Here is a 16,391-nt window from a genome sequence, read left to right on the forward strand (position 1 = left end):
CGGGATGCTGGTCCTTGTGACTTCTCGCTCTCGGGAGCCGCCATGTCCTTTCCTTCCGATCGTTTCGCGACCTCGGCTGCGCTCGCCCCGGGGCAGGTCTGTCTGGTGGGAGCCGGTCCCGGTGATCCTGAACTGCTGACGGTGAAGGCCTGGCGTCGGCTGTGCGAGGCGGATGTGGTGCTGCATGACCGCCTGGTCAGCGATGAGATCCTGGCTCTTGCCCCGTCCACTGCACGCCTCTTCTACGTCGGCAAGGCGCGCTCGGACCACAGCGTCCCCCAGGAGGGGATCAATCAGGCGCTGGTCGACTGGGCTCGGCAGGGCAAGCGTGTGGTGCGCCTGAAAGGCGGAGACCCCTTTATCTTCGGTCGCGGTGGCGAGGAGCTCGAAGCTCTGGTGGCCGAGGGCATCGTTGTGGAGGTGGTGCCAGGCATTACCGCGGCCTCGGGGTGCAGTGCCTACGCCGGCATTCCGCTGACCCACCGTGACCATGCCCAGTCCGTGCGTTTCATCACCGGTCACCTCAAGGACGGGGGCTGCGAACTCGACTGGTCGGCGCTTGCCACCCCCGGCCAGACCCTGGTGTTCTACATGGGGCTCGGGAGCCTGGCGGTGATCAGCGCCGAACTTCGCCGCCATGGGCTGTGCGGCGATACCCCCGTCGCGCTGGTCGAGCAGGGCACCACCGCCCGCCAACGGGTGCATGTTTCAACCTTGACTAATTTGCCGGAGTTGAATGATCGGGATATCATTCGACCGCCCACATTGATCATTGTCGGCAGCGTCGTTTCGCTGCATGGCCAATTGGCTTGGTTTGACCACGAGCGAGCGCGGAGCCGTGGGTGGGTGCATGGCAAGCATCCTTCGCCCCCGAACGCTCGTGATGCCTGAGCCCCCGATGTGACCCCACGAGGGTCGACATGAGGTACAGGATGCGTTCTGTCATCAGTCCGTTTCGACTACGAGGCCCCGCAATGGGGGCTGCTTTATTAACGTCCGCGCTATTGCTCTTCGGTCATGTGGCTCCGGCCGCGGCGATGGCGAGTAACGAGAACGAGGATGTGGTCTCTCAACGCGGCCAGGCCTCCTTCTACAGCGATCGCTTCCAGGGCCGGCGTACGGCTAGCGGTGAGCGTTTCGATCAACAGAGCCTCACCGCGGCACATCGCAGCCTGCCCTTTGGTACCAAGGTGCTGGTCACGCGTCGCGATACTGGCGATACCGTGGAAGTCGAGATCAACGATCGTGGTCCCTTCGTCAAGGGGCGCGTCATCGATCTGTCGAAGAGCGCGGCGAGAGAGCTTGGCATGCTTCGCCGCGGAACCGCGCCGGTGCGCCTGACCTATCTGCCCTGAATCATCTGGCCTGCGTGTCGGGCCATCGGGGACCAGCGGTTAGACCCACAAGCACGGCGAATGTCGCCCCGTCATCGATAGCGTTGGTGGGCGAATGCAACAAAGCGAAACACTCCCGGGGGGCAGATCAGCGCCACCCCAGGGGTGTTTTTTTGTGCCTGTTGGCGGGAGAGCGGTCGTCTGAGCCCTCGTTACGCGCGTGGCTCAAGGGGCTGCCCCGACCGGCTGATCGAGAAATTCACGTTGCCAGCGGCCGAGCAGGGCCTGGCGTTTGAGCTCGTCCAAGGTGGCGAGAAGCCCAGGGCTCAGCGGCATCGGCCGTAGGCCATCGGGATAGCGGCGGCGCATGTCGGTGGCCGTGCCGGGGCCGTCGAGCTCCGGGTGGACGGCGCCGAGCGCCCCGGCGTCGGCCAGCACCCGCTGGCCCTCGGTGCCGAGCAGGTAGTCGATGAAGCGCCGTGCGCCGCCCGGGTGAGGGGCCAGGCGCGGCACGAAGGCCAGGCGCTGGATCACCAGGGCATAGTCGTCGGGGATGACCCAATCGAGGTCGGGGTCGCCGGCGATCGCCTCGCGGGCGTAGCTCCCGAGCAGGTTGTAGCCGATCAGGAATCGCCCATCGGCGAGGCCTTCGAGCATGGCGCCGGTGGTGTCGACCAGCTGTGTATCGGCCCGGCCGAGGGCGGCGATCAAGTCCCAGTAGCGGGGCGAGAGGCGCGACTCTTCGATGGCGTAGGTGTAGCCGGCCCCGCTGGCCGCGGGATCGTAGGTCACGATTCGTCCCGTGAGGGCTTGGCCATGCTCGCGCAGCAGGGCGAGCAGTTCGGCATGGCTGGTTACCGGCCCGTAGCGCCGCCGGATGTCCTGGTTGACCACCATGACGATGGGTTCGAAGCTGAAGGCGAACAGCTCCTGGCGCCACTTGGCCCAGGTGGGCCAGGCCTCCGTCGTCGGCGTCTCGACGGGCTGGGCATGGCCATCGTTGACCAGTAGATACTGCCATGGCATGGCCGAGGAGATCATCACGTCGGCCTCCGTCGGATCGGTCAGGAAACGCTCATGGACTTCCAGAGTCGAGAAGTTGCGAAACGTGATGGTGTACTGGGGATGGCGACGGTGGAAATCCTCGAGCAGGGGACGCGCGTAGGGCAGGTCGAGGGCGGCATGGATCACCAACGGTGTCGCCGGCTTGCGCTCGGCCTCCAGGATCAGTTCGTCATAGCCGGCGACGGGGGGGGCCAGCAGCCAGAGTGCCAGCGCGAAGGTGCTCCGCCAGTTCATGGCGTTTCCTCCTTGCCTGTGGGGGACGGTGAAGCGTGGGGGCGTGGCGTTGGGCGCGCGTCCGTGTCGTTATCGAAGCACAGCGCGACGACAAGGCCTGGCGAGCCGGTGTGGCGTGCGGTGTCGAGCACCAGGCGGGCATGATGGCTCCTGGCGATGCCGTCGACGATGGCGAGTCCAAGCCCGGAGCCATCTCCCTGCTGGTGTCCGCGATGGAAGGGGCGCAGCATCAACAGACGCTGGTCGGGCGTGACCCCTGGGCCGTCGTCGACCACGGCAAGCGATGGCGGTGACGGGGTGACGCGTACGGTAACCTGGCTGCCGCCATAGAGGCAGGCATTGTCGATCAGGTTGGCCAGGGCCTCGGACAGCTGCCAGTCGAGACCGTTGATCCACACCGGCGCCTTTGCGGCCTCGAGGCCGAGGTCGATGCCTTGACGCTGGCAGCGTTGCCAGTGTTCCTTCACCGCCTCCCGGGCCACGGCCGTGAGGTCGGTCGCGACCAGGTCGGGCTGGTATTCGGGGTTGTCGAGGCGCGTCAGCGACAACAGCTGGATGGCCAGCCGCGAGGTGCGGGCGCTGGTCGCCTGCATGGCCACCAGTGCCTCGTGCCAGGCCGCGGGATCGCTCTGGCGCAGGGCCAGTTCGGCCCGGGCCGACAGCCCCGCCATGGGAGTCCTGAGCTGATGCGAGGCGTCGCCGATGAAGCGTTCCTGGTTGGCCTTGACCCGGCGCATGCGCATGAGCAGCTCATTGACGGTGTCGCGCAGCTCGGCCAGTTCTCGCGGCAAGGCGAGCTCCAGCGGCGCCAGGGTGCGTGGGTCACGCTCGCGGATCTGGCGGCGTAGGCGCGTCAGCGGTGCTAGCGCCAGCCGAATGGCGATGACCAGCGCGGCCACGGACAGGACGGCGAGGGCGAGCAGGTAGGCGAGACTCTGGCGGAACAGGCTCCAGGCCAGGTTGTCGCGCCCTTCACGAGTGTGTGCCACACGCACCTCGAAGGTTTCGCGAACGCGCCAGTCCTCGAGGCGTGAACGGCGGATCCCTTGGCGAAGCGACAAGCCCTTCCAGTCGATATTGCGATACCACAGCGTATCGCCGTCGTCGCTGTCGGGGCGGGGATCCCCGGGCAGGGCCGCATTGCCGGTAACCTGGCGGCCGCGGGCGTCGACCACGGCGTAGAACACCCGCTCGTCGTGTTGAGTCGCCAGCATCTCCAGGGCCGCCGGCGGCAGGTCCAGCCACAGTCGGTCGTCCTGCCACTGGGCCTGTTCGGCGATGGCCAGGCTTGCCGCCTCCAGCAGTCGGTCGAAGGCACGGTCGGCGGTGTGACGCGCGTCCAGCCAGGCCTGCCACAGCACCAACGAGCCGACGACCAGCATGGGGATCAGCAACCAGGTGAGCAGGCGGCGGTGGAGGGAGTCGCGGCCGATCACGGGGCTTCCAGCAGGTAGCCAAGGCCACGCACCGTACGCAGGCTGACGTCGTGACCCGATAGGCGCTTGCGCAGGCGGTGGACGTAGACCTCGATGGCGTTGTCGCCGACTTCCTCGTCGCCGAAGGCTTCCTGGACCAGGGTGGCCTTGTCCACCGGGACTCCGGCATGGCGCATCAGGCACCCCAGCAGACGCTGCTCGCGAGGCGGCAGGGCGAGCACTTCGTCGCCAAGCGAGAAGCGCTGGGCAAGGCTGTCGAAGCCCAGCGGGCCGACTAACAGCAGCGCGCTGGGGCCGCGTCGGCGCAGCAGGGCGCGTACGCGTGCCTCCAGTTCTTCCAGGGAAAAGGGCTTGGCCAGATAGTCGTCGGCACCAAGGTCGAGCCCGCGCACGCGATCCTCCACCGCTCCGCGGGCGGTCAGGATCAGCACCGGGGTCTGGGTGTCGTGACGACGCAGCGCCTCGAGGATCTCGAGGCCGGATCGGCCCGGCAGGTTCAAATCCAGCAGGACCATGTGAATGTCATGCTCGCCGGACAGATAGTCATAGGCTTCCTCGCCGTTGACTAGCAGGCGCACGTCATAGCCGCCGATGCCAAGCGCATCGACCAGGGTATCGGCCAGCAAGCGATCGTCTTCTACCAGCAATAGCGTCATCAGTCGTCCTCCGGTGATGGCGTATCGCGACCTTCCAGTCCGCGGATGGCGTCGTCGAGGCAGCGCACGGCAGTGGCTTGGTCGAGGCGACCTGCGGGACCTGACAGGGACAGCCACAGCCCATGGGATTCGGCCAGCGTCAACGACCGACAGATCATCTTGCCTCCGTTGATCGACGCGGCCGGGTCGGCGCACGGCCCGAGGCTCCAATGGCTACCCGGGGGCATGTCGTGGCGCAGGCTCGCGTCGGGCAGTGCCACCAGGCGGCAGTGAGCCGTTTCGCCGGCGACCTCTATCAGGGCCGCGGTTTCGCCGCATTCTCGCGCCAGGGCGTCGAGCACTGGCTGGATGCGCGCCGTCAGGCGTTGACTGGGCAAGTGGCGCCTGGCCAGGCGCACCGGCGAGGTACCCAGCCGCCAGCGGCCGTCCTCTCCGCGCTGGGTGTAGTCGTAGCGCTCCAGGGAGGCCATCAGCCTCAGCAGGGTGCTCTTGTAGTAGCCCGTCGCCTCGGCGAGCTCCGCCAGGCTAAAACTTTCCTGTGGTGAATCGAAAACGTCAAGAACGGTCAGGGCCCGTTCGACGGCCTCTACACGATCCTGGGCCATGGGCGTTTCTCGCGCTGTGAGTGGGGAAAGACCGTGCCGGAGAGGGGCTAGCCGCGTTCCCGCGAGCCGTGGTCGGTGGCATTCAACTTTGGTCGGAATTGTGCATCAACGCGTTGACCCCCTCCGGAGAGACGATTAGCTTTCCATCTAAGGGAACGACGTTCTGCCTTACAGAATTGTAAGGTAAGCGCAAGGTTCCGACAAGTCGCGATGTGTCACCGAGAACAGATTCGTTGAAACCATCGCTGGGTACAGGGTCGTGTCGATCCTCGTAGTTCCGCCGCTGATTCATAACAACAGGGGACATCTCCATGTCTTTGCAAACGCCGCTCAAATTGATTGCCATTGCCGCTATCGCCACTTCGGCGAGCGCCGCTCACGCCTTCGAGCCGGAAGGCAAGGTGGAGTGTCTGGCCCCCGCCGATCCGGGCGGTGGCTGGGACTTTACCTGCCGCAGTGTCGGCACCGTGCTCGAGGATCTCGACCTGGTGCCGCGCGGCGTACAGACCGTGAACATGGCCGGTGCAGGCGGCGGTGTGGCGTACGCCCACACGGTCAGCAAGCGTGCCGGCGACGACCAGCTGCTGGTGGCGGCCTCCACCGCGACCACGACGCGCCTGGCTCAGGGCCAGTTCCCTGGCATGACCGCCGACATGGTCAACTGGGTCGGGGCGTTGGGCGCCGACTACGGGGTGATTGCTGTCGCCGCGGACTCCGACTACCAGACCCTCAACGACGTGATGGATGCGATCAAGGAAGACCCGCGTGCAGTGAAGTTCGCCGGCGGCAGTGCCAAGGGTGGCTGGGATCACCTCAAGGTGCTGATCGCTGCCCAGGCGGCCGGTGTCGAGAACCTCCCGCGCATTCCTTACCTGTCGTACAACAACGGCGGTGAGGCCATGACCCAGGTGGTGGGTGGCCACGTCGATGCCTTCACCGGTGATATCACCGAGGCGCAAGGCTTCATGGAATCTGGCGATCTGCGTGTGGTCGCGGTGCTGTCCGACGAGCGCCTGCCCGGCGAGTTCAGTGAGATCCCCACCGCCAAGGAGCAGGGTATCGATGCCGTCGGTCCGAACTGGCGCGGTTTCTACATGCCGGCGGACATCTCCGACGAAGCCAAGCAGTACTGGGTCGATGCCATGGACACCATCTACGAGAGCCAGGAGTGGAAGGATGTCATGCAGAGCAATGGCCTGATGCCGTTCCACATGAGCGCCGGTGAGTTCGAGACCTTTGTCACCGACCAGATCGATGACATCAACCAGCTGTCCAAAGATATCGGGCTGATTCAGGAATGAGCTTCTTCAACGACCGCATCTTCGGGGTCCTGATGATCGTCCTGGCCGTCGCGTACGGCTGGGCCGCTACCCAGTTCCCGGAGCCCTTCGGCGGGACCGAGGTGGTCGGTCCCGAAACCTTCCCCCAGCTGCTCGCCGTGGTGCTCACGTTGTCGAGCCTCTACATGGTGGTGCGCCCGGATCCTGATAATGCCTGGCCCTGGAGCCGGACCGGTGTCGAGTTGGTCGTGGCGGTGATCGTGCTGGCTCTCTACGCCGGCCTGCTCGAGCCACTCGGCTTCATCGTCAGCACGACGTTCGCGGTGGGTACCTTGTGCTGGCGGATGGGCGCTCGGCCGCTCAAGGCCTTCGTCACCGGGGCGCTGTCGGGTGTGGTGGTGTTCGTCATCTTCAACTTCTTGCTGGACCTGCAACTGCCGTTGGGTCTGCTGTCCTTCCTGGAGGTGGACTGATGGAAACGCTCGGTTATCTGATCGATGGTTTCGGGGTGGCCCTCGCCCCGGAAAACCTGATGTTTGCGCTGATGGGGGCCTTCCTGGGTACCTTGATCGGCGCGCTGCCGGGGCTCGGTCCGGCCAATGGCGTCGCCATCCTGATCCCGCTGGCCTTCACCCTGGGGCTGAAGCCGGAAACGGCGCTGATCATGCTCACGGCGGTCTACGCCGGCGCCATGTATGGCGGACGCATCTCGTCGATCCTGCTCAATATCCCCGGTGACGAGCCGGCGATGATGACCTGCCTGGACGGCTACCCCATGGCCCAGAAGGGCAAGGCCGCCGAGGCACTGGCGATCTCCGCCGTGGCCTCGTTCATGGGTAGCCTGATCGCCACGGTGGGCTTGATCCTGCTGGCGCCGATTCTGGCCGATTTCGCCCTGACCTTCGGACCGGCGGAGTACTTCGCGCTCTTCCTGCTGGCCTTCGCGACTTTGGGGGGGATTACCGGCAAGAACCCGATGAAGACCGTGGTCGCGGCCTGTATCGGCCTGATGATCGCCACCGTCGGCATCGATAGTACCGGCGTGCAGCGCTACACCTTCGGCGTGCTTGAGCTGTTCGAGGGCGTCGATTTCATCATCGCCATCGTCGGCCTGTTCGCCATCTCTGAGCTGCTGTTCTTCATCGAGGACCGTGCCGGCAAGGGCCACAAGACCATCACCGTCAACAAGTTGAAGCTGTCGTGGAAGGACATCAAGGCGATCATGCCAACCAGCATCCGGGGTGGTGTGCTCGGCTTCGTCGCCGGCGTCTTGCCCGGCGCCGGGGCATCGCTTGGCAGCTTCATCAGCTATACCCTGGAAAAGAAGGTGCTTGGTAGCAAGGGCCACTTCGGTGAAGGCGATCCGCGCGGTGTTGCCGCCCCCGAGGCTGGTAACAACGGCGCCTCCAGCGGTGCCCTGGTGCCGATGCTGACCCTGGGCGTGCCGGGCAGTGGCACCACCGCGGTGCTGCTGGCGCTGTTGATCTCGCTCAACATCACGCCGGGCCCGCTGATGTTCACCCAGCATGCGGACATCGTCTGGGGGGTGATCGCGGCACTGCTGATCGGTAACTTCCTGCTGCTGCTGTTGAACATTCCGATGGTGGGAATCTTCGTCAAGCTGCTGTCGGTGCCGCCGATGTTCCTGTTGCCGATCGTGACCATGGTGGCCTTCGTCGGCATCTACTCGATCAGCAACACCACCTTCGATCTGTACTTCATGGTCGCCTTCGGCGTCGGTGGCTATCTGCTGCGCAAGCTGGAGATACCGCTGGTGCCGGTGATCCTGGGCCTGTTGCTCGGTCCGGAGATGGAGAAGAACCTGCGCCACGCCATGGACATCTCCGACGGCGACTGGACCATCCTGTGGGGCAGCGGCCTGGCCATCGGCCTGTGGGCGTTCGCCATCATCGGCCTGATCCTGCCGTATATCGTCGGTCCGATCCTGCGCAAGCGCATGCAGGCCAAGACAGCGGCGAGTCACACCACGCCGGGTGACTGAACCGGCGACCGACGACCCCTGTGGCTGACCCGGGCCGGAACGGCCAGGTCATCACTTGCTTGGGCACCCATTGGGTGCCCATTTTTTGTGGCGTTGATCGGGTCGTCGGTCACCGACGGTGAGCCCCCTGAACCGGGGACAATCGCTCCGTCACCGGGCGAAGGGGGCGAGCAAGTCATCGATCCGGTAGAGCCGTCCTCCCTTGATGACGGACTGGACATCGATCAGGTCGTTGACCGACTCGTCTGGTCGTCCGTCGACGATCACCATATCGGCGAGCTTGCCGACCTCGAGGGTGCCGAGGTCGTCGCCCACGCCGAGTTCCTGCGCCGCCAGGCTGGTCGTCGTGCGCAGGGTGTCGAAAGGCGACAGACCGCCTTGGGAGGCCAGCCAGCGCAGATTGCTGTGCAAGCCGATGCCGACGTAGTCGAGCGGGCTATCGGTACCGGCCAGTACGCGGCCACCGCCGCGCAGAATGGCGGCGAAGGTCGCCGGGTTATCGAGAATTCCGGCAAGGTACGTGGAGCCGTCGGCGTTGGGAGGATTGTCCCGCGCATCCGCGAGCTTACGCCGTTCGTTGACCGGCAGCAGGGTTTGCACCCGGTTGTCCTCGGTGATGGCACTGGCGTCAAAGAGGCTGGGCTCGGTGATGAAGAAGGTTGAGATCACCGATTTTTCACCCGCGGAGAAAAGGTCGATGACATCGTCGTAGGTCTTGCCGGTAAGTGAGGAAATGCGCGAGTAGTCGAGCCTCTCCGTGGCACCCAGGTGAGTGGTGCCGTCCTGGCCCAGATAGATGCCCGGCGCCAGAAAGTGGGAGTAGGTGGGCAGGCCGTGGCGATTGCCGTAACGCGCCACGCGTTCCATGAAGGCCGGCTTCAGGCGCACATAGGTCTTGAGGACATCGAGGTCCAGGGCGCTGGCGCGTGCCAGTTCCAGGTCGAGCTGGCGTTCATCGGCGACCGGGCGCATGGCGTTGTAGTAGATTCGCGCGCCATCCAGGGGGCCGCCGGCGGTGAAGTAGCGGGGGCCGACGCGCTCGCCCGAGGCCAGCGCCTCGCGATCGGCGACGGCGCGATACGCCAGTTCGCCCACGGAGCGGGTGGTAGTGATCCCCATCGACAGCAGCAGGCGTCCCTGGCGGGCGCCGAAGCCGAACGTATGGTTGCCCCAGGATTGGTGCGTATGGGCTTCGATCAGGCCCGGGATGACGGTGCCATCGGCGGCGTCGATGACGTTCCCCGCGTGGTTGGTCTCGTCGTGCGGCTCGATGCGCACGAGTCGGCCGTTGGCCACGATCAGGTCCATGTTCTCTCTCACCGTTGGCGAGGCGCCATCCCACAGCCGGCCGGCATGCACGATCGCCGTCCTGGGCGCCTCCGGCCGCCAGTTCAGTGTCAACGGCACCGGCGTCGAGGTGCCCGCGGCGAGATCGAGGATCTCGAGCGTGCCGTTGTTGAGATAGGCGAGCTTGCGTGAGTCACCGCTCCAGGTGGGGGAGTCGGCTAAGGCCTCGGTCACGGCCACGGGCTCGCCCGTCGGCGAGCCGTCCGGGTCAACCGCCAGGGTGTGCAGGTAGCCGTCCATGACGAAGGCCAGGTGACGGCCATCGGGTGACCAGATCGGGCCGGCGTCGGCGCGGATGGTGATGGACTTGTGCTCGGCGACGGGGATAAAGCGCTGGTCGCCGGTCGCCACCTCGACCATCAGGATCTGGCTGGTGCCTTCACGAAACCGGCTGGTGTAGGGGCTCACGGCTGCCAGCGCCAGGTAGCGACCATCGGCGGACCAGCTGGCTCGGCCGGGCTGAAAGAGAGCCTCGACCAGGGGGCGTGTCTGGCCGCTGGCCACGTCGACCAGGCGGGTTTCGCCGAGTTCGGTCTGGTAGGCCAGAGTGGCGCCGTCCGGCGACCAGGCCGGATAGAGCTCTGCGCCGTCGTCGGTCGTCAGGCGTGTCTTCAACCCGCTCTCGAGATCCAGAACCCACACATCGAGGGAGCCGGCGCTATCACTGATATAGGCCAGACGGCTGCCGTCGCGGCTCCAGGCGGGGTCCGATTCGTAGTAGGTATCATCGGTAAGGCGATGGGGCTCTTCGCCGAGGGGCATCAGCCACAGGTCGTTGAGCGCGGCGAAGGCGATGCGGGTCCCGTCAGGGGCCAGCGCCGGGGTCACGATGCCTTTGACCGGGCGTGGGGCGCGACTATCGAAGTCGCGTCCCCGCGGTGCGGTATCTTGGCGCGGGAACGACAGCTCGGCGCTGAAGGGCACCGGCATCAAGGCGTCGCTACCCGGTGTCCAGCGCTGAAGGCCGCCATCGGCGGTGATCAGGGCCGTGCCATCGGCTTGCCATTGGGCGCGGAAGGGGAAGACGTCGTGGCCGCTCAGCGCCACCTCGGCGCCGAGCATCAGATCGGTCTGGCCGGGGCGCAGCCTGACCCAGCTGATGTTACTCGCCGCATCGGTATCGCCGTCACCGGTCCCCGTGGCGGCCCGCCAAGAGGGACTGTAGGCGGTCCCATCGATGGCGTCGATCAGTACCCGCGACTCTGCTGTCGCGCTGACGGCGTCGATGCGCTTGCCGTCGACGACGTAGGCGATCTCGGCTCCGTCCGGCGACCAGGTCGGGTATGCCTCCTGACCGGGGGAGTCGGTCCACTGGGTCAGCTCGCCACTGGCCAGCGCCAGGGACCAGACATCGTAGCTGCCGCTGCGGTCGGAGACGAAGGCGATATGCTGTCCGTCCGGCGATATCGTCGGTTCGCGTTCGTCCCAGGGGCCTTCGGTCCATTGGGTCAGCTCGCTGCCATCGGGCTTTAGCGTCCAGATATCGAAGGTGCCTTCGCGATAGGACTGGACGGCGATCAGATCACCGCCAGGCGAGTAGTCGGGGCGGGCGGCGCCGAGGGTCAGGTCGGACAGTTGCTGTGCCTTGCCGCCGCTAGATGGCACCTTCCATAGCACGCCCTGTGCGTCGAAGACGATGGTCTTGCCATCGGCCGACAGGGTGGCGGCCAGGTTGGTGACGCTATCTAGGCTGACCGTGATGTCGTCGGCCGCTGCGGCGAGCGGGGTGAGGGTGCCCACCAGCAACAGCCTGACGGCTAGAGAACGAGATGTGGCGCAATCCATTCGCGTGACTCCCTTGAGGGTTCGTCGCCGGTAACCTGCTGTGGCGGCGCTGCCGATGGGCTAGGCAACGGTGCTTGCTTATCGGGCTCGCGGCTCGCAGCCGGTCTTGGGTCTTGAAAGGCCCGCCAACAAGCGTAGGAAGCCGAGCGACTTTTCACGAGTTCGATGCTTGCCACGGCGGATACGGGCAGGATAGGTGGTCAGGATAGGTGGTCAGCGATAGGTGGTCAGCGATAGGTCCGCCGTGGCTGTGGCGTCTTGTATCGCCGGTGTCCGCCGCCAGGCGCCAAGGGCCTGGCCTTGCCGCGGGGCAAACCGCTTGAGTACATTCACAGCATGAAGACTGTCGTGGTGATGGCCAGTAGCCGGAGGTTGTATGGATTACACGCTTAGACAGGCGTCTATCGCCGATGCCCACACCCTGGGGGCGATCGGCGAGACGACCTTTCGTGAGACCTTCGCCGCGCACTACTCGGCAGAGACCATGGCCATCTATGTCGACGCGGCCTTTGCCGTTGACAAGCTGCGTCAGGAGCTGGCCAGCAACAGCTCGGTGTTCTGGATTCTGACGGTCGAGGAACGCTGTGGGGGATATCTGAAGCTCAACTGGGGCGACGCGCAGACCGCAAGCCACGTCGGCGATGGACTCGAAGTGGAACGAATCTATCTGTCACGAGCGGCGCAGGGACGGGGCCTCGGGCGCGTGCTGTTCGACAAGGCGCGGAGTGTGGCTGAGGCCATGCACAAGGAGTTTCTGTGGCTGGGGGTATGGGAAAATAATCACCCGGCCATCGGTTTCTATCGTGCACAGGGTTTTGTCGAGATCGGCACCCATCGGTTTCAGATGGGAGACGTCTGGGATACGGATTTGACCATGAAGCTCTCCCTGGTGACCTGAGCCGGACGCCGTCGTGCTCTGCGCTGGAAAACCACAGGTAACCACCTGGTCTGGCGTCGCGGAGGTGCCGCTGGCGCCCTAGTTTGGTGCGCGATCTTCGGTCATGCAGCTGTCGCGGTGGCCGGATGGTGCATCGATGCACGGCGAGCGAGCACGTCGCTGGTGCATAGCCGCACAGACGCCGCACATAAGCCGCAGGGCGAGGATTGGCACGCCGCTTGCTTTGTTATTGATGGAGGACGCGCCAGGCGTTCTTCTTCGCTGGACCCGACAAGGTGTCGGGCCTTGGCACCGACTGCCCGCAGTGGCAGCGGCCGAGCCATCGCCATCGCCACCGTCGTCTTCAATAACAAAGGCAACCCTGGAGGTTTCCGATGCATCGCTCCCTCTGCTCGTCGTACCCGTCGCTGCGCTCATTCAAGGCCGGCTCCTGTCTGACGCTTTCCGCTCTGACGCTTGCCTTCGGTGCGCCTGCGCTGGCCCAGGAGGACCCGATCAGGGTCGGTATCCTGCACTCGCTGTCCGGCACCATGGCGATCAGCGAATCGACGCTCAAGGACACCATGCTGATGCTCATCGAGCAGCAGAATGAAGAGGGCGGCCTGCTCGGGCGTCAGCTCGAGCCGGTGGTGGTGGACCCGGCGTCCAACTGGCCATTGTTTGCCGAGAAGGCCAGGGAGCTGCTGGCCCAGGACGAGGTCGACGTGATCTTCGGTAACTGGACCTCGGTATCGCGCAAGTCGGTGCTGCCGGTGGTCGAGGAGCTCAATGGGCTGCTGTTCTATCCGGTGCAGTACGAAGGCGAAGAATCGTCGGAGAACGTCTTTTATACCGGTGCCGCGCCCAACCAGCAGGCCATTCCGGCGGTCGACTACCTGATCAATGAGATCGGCGTGGAACGCTGGGTGCTCGCCGGAACGGACTATGTTTATCCGCGCACCACCAACAAGATCCTCGAGGCCTACCTCACATCAAACGGTGTGGCGGACGAGGACATCATGGTCAACTACACCCCCTTCGGGCATTCCGATTGGCAGAACATCGTCTCCGAGATCAAGGAGTTCGGCTCGGCCGGCAAGAAGACCGCGGTGGTCTCGACCATCAATGGCGATGCCAACGTGCCGTTCTATCGTGAACTGGCCAACCAGGGCATCGATGCGGCGGATCTCCCGGTCGTGGCGTTCTCGGTGGGCGAGCAGGAGCTGTCGGGAATCGACACGGCGCCGCTGGTCGGGCACCTCGCCGCCTGGAACTACTTCATGAGTGTGGACGACGACGCCAACTACGACTTCATCGACGCCTGGTATGACTACACCGGTGATGACAACGCCGTGACCAACGACCCGATGGAAGCCCATTACATCGGCTTCAACATGTGGGCGGAGGCGGTCACCAAGGCGGGTACCCCCGAGGTCGACGCGGTCAAGGACGCCATCATCGGGGTCAGCGTGCCTAATCTGACCGGTGGCTACGCCACCATGATGCCCAATCATCACATCACCAAGCCGGTGCTGATCGGCGAGATCCAGGACAACGGCCAGTTCTCGGTGGTGTGGGAGACGCCCTCCACGGTGGCAGGCGATGCCTGGTCCGACTACCTCGAGGGCTCCCGCGACCTGATCGCCGATTGGCGCAAGCCCATGGAATGCGGCAACTACAACGTCGTGGAAGGCCGTTGTGGGGCCGGTTCAGAGATCGCCAGCGCGCCATGATCTCGTCGTCTGCCCACGGGCTAGCCCCAGGGCAGATCGACACGCTGTCGGATCACGGTCGGACCGCGCACGCCGGCGCGGCTCGGCCCGACTGCTCGGCGCGGCCTGCCCGGCGTAGGCTCGAGGCGTAGGCTTTAGGCGCTCAGGCTGCCATGGGGCATTCGCGTCGACGTTACGCCGACGAGTGCTCCTCCAAACCGCGTTTGGTACGACCTATCTGGCGAGTCACACGCCTCTCACCTTTCCTCGCCGTGCCGCCAGGGCCTTGCCTATGGCCGTTGACGCTCGGCGCCTCTACAGGATATCGCCATGAGGATTCGACCTCCGGGGCGCCTCGTCGCCTGGTTCTGCGCAGGCCTTGTCGCTCTGTGCCTATGCTTGCCTTGGGTGGCCCACGCCCAGGGCGAGAGCTCGCCCGAGGGCCCTGGCCAGGATCGCTCCGACCCCGGCTGGGTCTTGCTCGACGAGCTGGCCGAGGCCAACTACCGCGGCAAGGAAGCGGCCATCGATGCCATCGTCGCCAGCGGCGATACGCGCGCGCGGCGCTGGTTGGAGACCCTGGCCGACGGCAAGCTGCAGCGGCGCAAGGACAGTGGCGACTTCGTCATCGTGCTGGCCAACCGCGGACGCAACTGGCCGGTAGCGGACGCCCTGAGTCTCGATGAGAGCGGCGAGGCGTCGCGTCGTGATCTGGACAGAATCACCATCAACAACGCTTTAAGAGGTTATCTGGACAGCACGCTGGCGCTTCTCGATCTGCGCGTCGCGGACCGACAGGCCCGCCTGGCCGCAGCGCGCAAGATGCTCGGTGAGGTGGACGCCGAGATGGTTGCGCCCCTCGAAGCGCTTGTCGCCCAAGGGCAGAGCGATCCCCAGGACAACGCCCAGGGCGAATCCCAGAACGAACCCCAGGACAACGCCCAGAGCGATACTCAGGACGATAGCGAGGTCACGCGGCTGCTGGAGCAGGCGCTGGCAATCTATCGCCTCGAGCAGGGCGATGTGGCGAGCGTCGAGGCGCTCGCCGGGAGCCTCAATGGCGAGGCGCGTGCTGCCCTGACTCAGGCGACGCGCAGCGACGATGCCGTCCTCGCCGAGGCGGCCGCCAGCGCCCTGGCCGACATCGACCAGATGCTCAAGATCAACCGTGGTGTCGAGACGCTGTACTTCGGCTTGTCGCTGGGTTCGGTGCTGGTGCTCGCCGCCATCGGGCTTGCCATCACCTTCGGCGTCATGGGGGTGATCAACATGGCCCACGGCGAGCTGATCATGCTCGGGGCCTATACCACCTGGGGCATGCAGCAGCTTCTTCCCGGCCAGCCCGGGCTCGCCCTGATCCTGTCGATTCCGGCGGGATTTGGGGTGGCGGCATTGGCCGGGGTCGCCATCGAACGCAGTGTCATTCAGTTCCTCAAGGGGCGCCCACTGGAGACACTGCTGGCGACCTTTGGCGTCAGCCTGATCCTGCAACAGTTGGTGCGCACGGTGGTCTCGCCGCTCAACCGCAGCGTGGTGACCCCCGAGTGGATGAGTGGCTCGCTGATGGTGAACGAGGCGCTGTCCCTGACCCTGAACCGGCTCTATGTACTGGGCTTTGCGCTGCTGGTGTTCGCCGCCCTGATGCTGGTGATGCGACGCACCCGCCTGGGGCTGGAGGTGAGGGCCGTCACCCAGAACCGCGCCATGGCGCGCGCGATGGGGATTCGCGCGACCCGGGTCGACATTCTGACCTTTGCCCTGGGCTCCGGCGTTGCCGGGTTAGCCGGGGTGGCGCTGTCGCAGCTCACCAACGTCGGGCCGAATCTCGGCCAGAACTACATCATCGACTCCTTCATGGTGGTGGTATTCGGTGGGGTCGGCAATCTTTGGGGCACCCTGGTGGCTGGGCTTTCGCTTGGCGTCATCAACCAGGTGCTGGAACCCTGGGCCGGTGCGGTGCTGGCCAAGATCATGGTGCTGGTGTTCATCATCCTGTTTATCCAAAAACGCCCGCGGGGACTCTTTCCCCAGAAGGGCCGCGCGGCGGAGGGCTAAGCC

The 16,391-nt window shown here is 65.3% G+C and carries 13 protein-coding genes; 8 read left to right on the forward strand and 5 right to left on the reverse strand.

Annotation, left to right across the window (positions count from 1 at the left end; genetic code table 11):
* Positions 1-42 precede the first annotated feature (42 nt).
* Together cobA and ACUN9Y_RS16370 are read left to right on the forward strand one after the other, a co-directional pair.
* Positions 43-891, forward strand: a complete 849-nt coding sequence (cobA, locus tag ACUN9Y_RS16365) for a uroporphyrinogen-III C-methyltransferase (protein WP_445461794.1) — start codon at positions 43-45, stop codon at positions 889-891.
* Between the two features lie 146 nt (positions 892-1,037).
* Positions 1,038-1,355: a septal ring lytic transglycosylase RlpA family protein gene (locus ACUN9Y_RS16370; RefSeq protein ID WP_445461896.1), complete on the forward strand. Its 318-nt coding sequence runs from the start codon at positions 1,038-1,040 to the stop codon at positions 1,353-1,355.
* Positions 1,356-1,559: 204 nt separating this feature from the next.
* On the opposite strand, the gene ACUN9Y_RS16375 is transcribed toward ACUN9Y_RS16370, so the two are convergent.
* The 4 genes from ACUN9Y_RS16375 to ACUN9Y_RS16390 are packed head-to-tail and all read right to left on the reverse strand — an operon-like array spanning position 1,560 to position 5,330.
* Positions 1,560-2,633, reverse strand: a complete 1,074-nt coding sequence (locus ACUN9Y_RS16375) for an ABC transporter substrate-binding protein (RefSeq protein WP_445461795.1) — start codon at positions 2,631-2,633, stop codon at positions 1,560-1,562.
* Positions 2,630-4,069, reverse strand: coding sequence for a sensor histidine kinase N-terminal domain-containing protein (locus tag ACUN9Y_RS16380; protein WP_445461796.1), 1,440 nt, complete (start codon positions 4,067-4,069; stop codon positions 2,630-2,632). Before ACUN9Y_RS16380 ends, ACUN9Y_RS16375 begins: the two co-directional genes overlap by 4 nt.
* Complete coding sequence (locus ACUN9Y_RS16385; protein WP_445461797.1) at positions 4,066-4,725, reverse strand: response regulator transcription factor; 660 nt, start codon at positions 4,723-4,725, stop codon at positions 4,066-4,068. The genes ACUN9Y_RS16380 and ACUN9Y_RS16385 overlap by 4 nt, the downstream gene beginning before the upstream one ends.
* A complete protein-coding gene (locus ACUN9Y_RS16390) occupies positions 4,725-5,330 on the reverse strand; it encodes a helix-turn-helix domain-containing protein (protein WP_445461798.1) in 606 nt (201 codons plus the stop codon). The genes ACUN9Y_RS16385 and ACUN9Y_RS16390 overlap by 1 nt, the downstream gene beginning before the upstream one ends.
* A 311-nt stretch (positions 5,331-5,641) precedes the next feature.
* Between ACUN9Y_RS16390 and ACUN9Y_RS16395 the strand changes: the two genes are divergently transcribed.
* Genes ACUN9Y_RS16395 through ACUN9Y_RS16405 form a run of 3 tightly spaced genes read left to right on the forward strand, consistent with a single transcriptional unit; the run spans position 5,642 to position 8,612 of the window.
* Positions 5,642-6,631 carry a Bug family tripartite tricarboxylate transporter substrate binding protein gene (locus ACUN9Y_RS16395; protein ID WP_445461799.1) on the forward strand — a complete coding sequence of 330 codons (990 nt, stop codon included), beginning with the start codon at positions 5,642-5,644 and terminating at the stop codon, positions 6,629-6,631.
* On the forward strand, positions 6,628-7,083 hold the full coding sequence (locus ACUN9Y_RS16400) for a tripartite tricarboxylate transporter TctB family protein (RefSeq protein WP_445461800.1): 456 nt from the start codon (positions 6,628-6,630) through the stop codon (positions 7,081-7,083). The genes ACUN9Y_RS16395 and ACUN9Y_RS16400 overlap by 4 nt, the downstream gene beginning before the upstream one ends.
* Positions 7,083-8,612, forward strand: a complete 1,530-nt coding sequence (locus ACUN9Y_RS16405; RefSeq protein WP_445461801.1) for a tripartite tricarboxylate transporter permease — start codon at positions 7,083-7,085, stop codon at positions 8,610-8,612. The genes ACUN9Y_RS16400 and ACUN9Y_RS16405 overlap by 1 nt, the downstream gene beginning before the upstream one ends.
* 150 nt (positions 8,613-8,762) lie before the next feature.
* Here the strand turns inward: ACUN9Y_RS16405 and ACUN9Y_RS16410 are convergent, their stop codons facing one another.
* Positions 8,763-11,744, reverse strand: a complete 2,982-nt coding sequence (locus ACUN9Y_RS16410) for an amidohydrolase family protein (RefSeq protein ID WP_445461802.1) — start codon at positions 11,742-11,744, stop codon at positions 8,763-8,765.
* 376 nt (positions 11,745-12,120) lie between these two features.
* On the opposite strand from ACUN9Y_RS16410, the gene ACUN9Y_RS16415 reads away from it, so the two are divergent.
* From ACUN9Y_RS16415 to urtB, 3 genes are all read left to right on the forward strand, one after another.
* Positions 12,121-12,642: a GNAT family N-acetyltransferase gene (locus ACUN9Y_RS16415; RefSeq protein ID WP_445461803.1), complete on the forward strand. Its 522-nt coding sequence runs from the start codon at positions 12,121-12,123 to the stop codon at positions 12,640-12,642.
* A 374-nt stretch (positions 12,643-13,016) separates the two neighbouring features.
* A complete protein-coding gene (gene urtA / locus ACUN9Y_RS16420; RefSeq protein WP_445461804.1) occupies positions 13,017-14,354 on the forward strand; it encodes an urea ABC transporter substrate-binding protein in 1,338 nt (445 codons plus the stop codon).
* Between the two features lie 309 nt (positions 14,355-14,663).
* On the forward strand, positions 14,664-16,388 hold the full coding sequence (gene urtB, locus ACUN9Y_RS16425; RefSeq protein WP_445461805.1) for an urea ABC transporter permease subunit UrtB: 1,725 nt from the start codon (positions 14,664-14,666) through the stop codon (positions 16,386-16,388).
* The last annotated feature ends 3 nt before the right edge of the window (positions 16,389-16,391 follow it).

Source organism: Halomonas sp. V046 (assembly GCF_052645355.1).

Excerpts from the sequence above, each read along its gene's own strand:
- cobA (WP_445461794.1), top strand. The coding sequence starts at position 43 with ATGTCCTTTCCTTCCGATCGTTTCGCGACCTCGGCTGCGCTCGCCCCG.
- ACUN9Y_RS16370 (WP_445461896.1), top strand. The coding sequence starts at position 1,038 with ATGGCGAGTAACGAGAACGAGGATGTGGTCTCTCAACGCGGCCAGGCC.
- ACUN9Y_RS16375 (WP_445461795.1), bottom strand. The coding sequence starts at position 2,633 with ATGAACTGGCGGAGCACCTTCGCGCTGGCACTCTGGCTGCTGGCCCCC.
- ACUN9Y_RS16385 (WP_445461797.1), bottom strand. The coding sequence starts at position 4,725 with ATGACGCTATTGCTGGTAGAAGACGATCGCTTGCTGGCCGATACCCTG.
- ACUN9Y_RS16390 (WP_445461798.1), bottom strand. The coding sequence starts at position 5,330 with ATGGCCCAGGATCGTGTAGAGGCCGTCGAACGGGCCCTGACCGTTCTT.
- ACUN9Y_RS16395 (WP_445461799.1), top strand. The coding sequence starts at position 5,642 with ATGTCTTTGCAAACGCCGCTCAAATTGATTGCCATTGCCGCTATCGCC.
- ACUN9Y_RS16400 (WP_445461800.1), top strand. The coding sequence starts at position 6,628 with ATGAGCTTCTTCAACGACCGCATCTTCGGGGTCCTGATGATCGTCCTG.
- ACUN9Y_RS16405 (WP_445461801.1), top strand. The coding sequence starts at position 7,083 with ATGGAAACGCTCGGTTATCTGATCGATGGTTTCGGGGTGGCCCTCGCC.
- ACUN9Y_RS16410 (WP_445461802.1), bottom strand. The coding sequence starts at position 11,744 with ATGGATTGCGCCACATCTCGTTCTCTAGCCGTCAGGCTGTTGCTGGTG.
- ACUN9Y_RS16415 (WP_445461803.1), top strand. The coding sequence starts at position 12,121 with ATGGATTACACGCTTAGACAGGCGTCTATCGCCGATGCCCACACCCTG.
- urtA (WP_445461804.1), top strand. The coding sequence starts at position 13,017 with ATGCATCGCTCCCTCTGCTCGTCGTACCCGTCGCTGCGCTCATTCAAG.
- urtB (WP_445461805.1), top strand. The coding sequence starts at position 14,664 with ATGAGGATTCGACCTCCGGGGCGCCTCGTCGCCTGGTTCTGCGCAGGC.